Origin of the sequence: Curtobacterium sp. B8 (assembly GCF_000333315.1) — a bacterium.
GTDB classification, from domain to species: domain Bacteria; phylum Actinomycetota; class Actinomycetes; order Actinomycetales; family Microbacteriaceae; genus Curtobacterium; species Curtobacterium luteum.
In genome coordinates this window covers 1-427 of sequence record NZ_BACW01000261.1, presented here as the reverse complement: position 1 = coordinate 427, position 427 = coordinate 1, and the positions used below count along the sequence as shown (strand labels likewise).

The following is a 427-nucleotide window of genomic DNA, read 5'->3' as shown; positions in this document are numbered from 1 at the left end:
GCCTCCCGTTCGGAGGGTGGAGACGCTTACTCAGCGTCCTCCGCCGGGGTCTGCGCGACACCCGCCGTGAAGGCGGAGAGGTCGACGTCGCCGCCGTTGGAGTCCTTGACGGTCACCTTGGAGAGGACGGTCGCGACGGCCTTCGAGCGGGCCACCTCGCCGACCATGCCCGGGATCTGCCCGTTCTGGTCGATGACGCGGATGAACTCGGCCGGCTCCATGCCGTACTGCGCAGCGGCCTGGATGAGGTACTGCGTGAGCTCCTCCTGCGAGACCTGGATCTCTTCCTTCTCGGCGATCGCGTCGAGGAGGATCTGCGAGCGGAAGGCCTTCTCGCTGGACTCGGCAACCTCCTTGCGGTGCTCGCCGTCCTCGAGGCGGTTCTCCTGCTCGAGGTGACGGTGCACCGCGTCCTCGATGAGCTTCT

Annotated in this window: 1 pseudogene; it reads right to left on the bottom strand. The window is 67.2% G+C overall.

Annotation, left to right across the window (positions count from 1 at the left end):
* Positions 1-26 precede the first annotated feature (26 nt).
* Positions 27-427, bottom strand: a pseudogene (locus tag I59_RS06330) (trigger factor); the annotation flags it as partial.